3 protein-coding genes and 1 pseudogene are annotated in these 3,588 nt (G+C 71.5%); 3 read left to right on the forward strand and 1 reads right to left on the reverse strand.

Going from position 1 to position 3,588, the window contains the following annotated elements; translation table 11 throughout:
• Positions 1-456 (forward strand): annotated as a pseudogene (locus D183_RS0122660) (hypothetical protein); the annotation flags it as partial.
• Between the two features lie 42 nt (positions 457-498).
• Positions 499-1,596: a toxic anion resistance protein gene (locus D183_RS0122665; RefSeq protein WP_026144764.1), complete on the forward strand. Its 1,098-nt coding sequence runs from the start codon at positions 499-501 to the stop codon at positions 1,594-1,596.
• 163 nt (positions 1,597-1,759) lie between these two features.
• On the opposite strand, the gene D183_RS0122670 is transcribed toward D183_RS0122665, so the two are convergent.
• Positions 1,760-2,662: a LysR family transcriptional regulator gene (locus D183_RS0122670; protein ID WP_017911017.1), complete on the reverse strand. Its 903-nt coding sequence runs from the start codon at positions 2,660-2,662 to the stop codon at positions 1,760-1,762.
• A gap of 97 nt (positions 2,663-2,759) precedes the next feature.
• On the opposite strand from D183_RS0122670, the gene trpB reads away from it, so the two are divergent.
• Positions 2,760-3,588: tryptophan synthase subunit beta (gene trpB / locus D183_RS0122675; protein WP_017911018.1), on the forward strand; the 829-nt coding region annotated here is incomplete at its 3' end.

A 3,588-nucleotide genomic window follows, 5' to 3' on the forward strand; every position in this document is an offset into this window, starting at 1 on the left:
CTGGAGCGCCAGGCCGAGGCCGAGACCCTGCAGGCGCAACTGGGCGTGGTCCTGCTGCGCGCCGATGCGCATGCCCAGGCGCTGCGGCACGCGGGCCAGGCATATGCCGAAAGCGCCGGCGTCGCCGAGGCCGGCGTGGCCGCGCTCGAGCGCTGGATCGCCGCGGCGCCGACGCCCGACCCGGCGTTGGCGCAGGCCTGGAACCAGCGACTCGACCACTTGCGCCGCCTCGCCGCCGCCTGGCGCCTGGAAGCGGCGCAATGGCGGTTGCTGCAACAGCAGGGCGAGGACCTGCTGCAACGCTACAGGAACATCCGCGACGTGCTGCTGCCGGCCTGGCGCCAGGCCGCCGTCACGCCGCAGGCAGCGCAGGGCAGGGACCACGTGGCCCGCGCCGCACAGGCGCAGCAACACATCCTGGCCGAATTGCAGGCCATGCGGGCTAGACTGCGCTGAGCCTGCGCCGCCGCCGCGAATCGCTATCGAAGGAGAGCCATGATGACCCAGGAACACCCGCTGACGCCGCAGAGCCTGCCGCTGCAACCCGACGAAGCCGAGCTCAAGGCGCTCGGCCTGGTGCCGGACGATCGTGCGCAGATCGCCGCGCTGGCGCAGGGCCTGCGCGAACTCACGCCCGGCAGCCTGCACCTGTTCGGCACCGAGGTCGCCGCGCAGACCGCCGCGTTCTCCAGCCAGTTGCTGGACCAGGTCCGCAACCGCGACCTGGAGGCCAGCGGCGACAAGCTCGGCGAAGTGGTGCGGATCGCGCGCGCGCTCAAGCTCGACCAGCTCGGCGAGCGCTCGCGGGTGCCGCTGATCGGCGGCCTGATCGATCGCCTGCGCGCGTCCAAGGACGAACTGGTGCAGAAGTTCAGCGACACCAACCGGCAGATCGAACAACTGCTGCGCGACGTCGGCGCGCAGCAGGCCAACCTCGGCCAGCGCGTGGGCGAATTCGACCGCATGCACCAGATGGTGCAGGCCGAGCGCCGCGAACTGGGCCTGCACGTCGCTGCCGGCAAGCTGCGCCTGGCCGAACTGCAGCAACAGCACCTGGCGCTGGCGGGCCAGGACGATCCGCAGGCGCGCGGCCAGCGCGCCGAGATCGATACCGCCCTGCGCCTGCTCGACAAGCGCGTCGGCGACCTGCAGGTGATGCAGCACGCGGCCGAGCAGGCGCTGCCGATGATCCGGCTGATCCAGGCCAACGCGCTGCAACTGATCGAGAAGTTCAACACCGTCCGCGACATCACCATCCCGTCGTGGAAGCGCCAGTTCGCGATCCAGCTGTCGCTGCACGAGCAGCAGAACGCGGTGGTGCTGTCCAACGCCATCGACGATGCCACCAACGACATCATGCGCCGCAACGCCGACCTGCTGCGGCAGGCCTCTGTGGACACGGCGCGCGCCAACCAACGCGCGGTGATCGACATGGACACGCTGCGCCACGTGCACGAGCAACTGATCGCCACGGTGGAGGAGGTGCGCGAGATCCACCGCGACGGCATGCAGCAGCGGCGCGCCGCCGAGGTCGAGCTGAGCCGGCTGCGCGACGACCTGCAGCGGCGCCTGGCCGCGCCGGCGCAGCCGGGCTGACGCGCGCGCCCGCCGATGGGCGCTCGACGCCCCACCCACCCATGTAGAGTGGCTTCAGCCGCGACAGACACCTCCACTCCCGCGCACGCCAGGCGTCGCGGCCAAGCGTCCTGTACAGCGCGGTTGCGCCGCGAATTGCCAGCGAACAGGCCAGGCAATACGCCTAACCGCGATCCTCCCGCAACTCGCCGGCCAACCACCCGGCCAACGCCTCCACCCGTGGATCCTGCTGCTCCCGCCGCGCGCACAGCGCCCACTGCCCGCCGGTGTCGACGAAGCCCCACGGCGCCAGCAGGCGGCCATTGGCCAGGTCGTCGGCGACCAGCGGCTGCGGCGCGATCGCCACGCCGATCCCGGCCAGCGCCGCTTCCAGCAGGTAGTACAGGTGTTCGAAGCCGGTGCCGTAGCGCAACTGCGCCGGCGCCAGGCCTTGCGCCTCGGCCCAGGCCGGCCAGGCCTGCGGGCGCGACACCGTATGCAGCAGCGGCAGTCCCTGCAATGCCGCCGGCGCGGCCGCGGTCAGGGCCGGTGCCTGCGGCAGGGCCGGGCTGAGTACCGGGCCGATCCGCTCCGGCGCCAGCACGCGCACCTGCCAGTCCGCCGGCCATGGCGCCTGGCCCAGCAGCAGCGCCGCATCCAGGCCGTCCAGGTCGGCGGCGAAGTCGCCCTCGTGCGCGGACAGGTGCAGGGTCAGCGCCGGCAGGTCGCGCTGCAGCGCCTGCAGCCGCGGAATCATCCAGCGGGCCAGGATACTGCCGGGGCAGCCCAGCACCAGCGCGGCCGGGCGCGATGGGCGGCGCAACTCCGCCACCGCGTCCTGCAACTGCGCGAAGGCGCTGCCGGCGGCCTCGCACAGGTGCGTGCCGGCGGCGGTCGGGCGGATGCCGCGGCCGTCGCGCTGCAGCAGCGCAAATCCCAGTTCCTGCTCCAGCAGCCGCACCTGACGGCTGACCGCGCCATGGGTGACATGCAGTTCCGCCGCCGCGGCGCCGACGCTGCGCAGCCGCGCGGCGGCCTCGAACGCACGCAGGGCGTTGAGCGAGGGCAGGCGGCGCAGGCTGGTCATGTGAGTTTTCCTGACGGATTGCGTCAGACTTTATCGGTTTTTCTGTGGGAACGTGTGCGCTAAAGTGCAGGCCTGTCCTGTTGCCCCCGGTTGCGCCATGTCCTCTGTCCCCGTCAGCGACTTCCACGCCTATCCCGACGCCGCCGGCCATTTCGGCCGCTACGGCGGCCGTTTCGTCGCCGAGACCCTGATCGGCCCGCTGCAGGAACTGGCCGCCGCCTACGATGCCGCGCGCCAGGATCCGGCCTTCATCGCCGCCTACGACAAGGACCTGACCCATTACGTCGGCCGGCCCAGCCCGATCTACCACGCCGAGCGGCTCAGCCGCGAAGTGGGCGGCGCGCAGATCCTGCTCAAGCGCGAGGACCTGAACCACACCGGCGCGCACAAGATCAACAACACCATCGGCCAAGCGCTGCTGGCCAGCCGCATGGGCAAGACCCGCATCATCGCCGAGACCGGCGCCGGCCAGCACGGCGTGGCCAGCGCCACGGTGGCCGCGCGGCTGGGGCTGGAGTGCGTGGTGTACATGGGCGCCACCGACATCGAGCGGCAGAAGATCAACGTCTACCGGATGAAGCTGCTCGGCGCCACGGTGGTGCCGGTGCATTCCGGCTCGGCCACGCTCAAGGACGCGCTCAACGAGGCGATGCGCGATTGGGTGACCAACGTGCAGGACACTTTCTACATCATCGGCACCGTCGCCGGCCCCGATCCGTATCCGCGCATGGTGCGCGACTTCAACGCCATCGTCGGCCGCGAGGCGCGCGCGCAGATGCTGGCCGACTACGGCCGCCTGCCGGATGCGATCAGCGCCTGCGTCGGCGGCGGCAGCAACGCCATCGGCCTGTTCCATGCCTTCCTCAACGACGCCTCGGTGAAGATCTACGGCGCCGAAGCCGCCGGCGACGGCATCGGCAGCGGCC

Origin of the sequence: Xanthomonas sp. SHU 199 (assembly GCF_000364665.1) — a bacterium.
GTDB classification, from domain to species: Bacteria; Pseudomonadota; Gammaproteobacteria; order Xanthomonadales; family Xanthomonadaceae; genus Xanthomonas_A; species Xanthomonas_A sontii.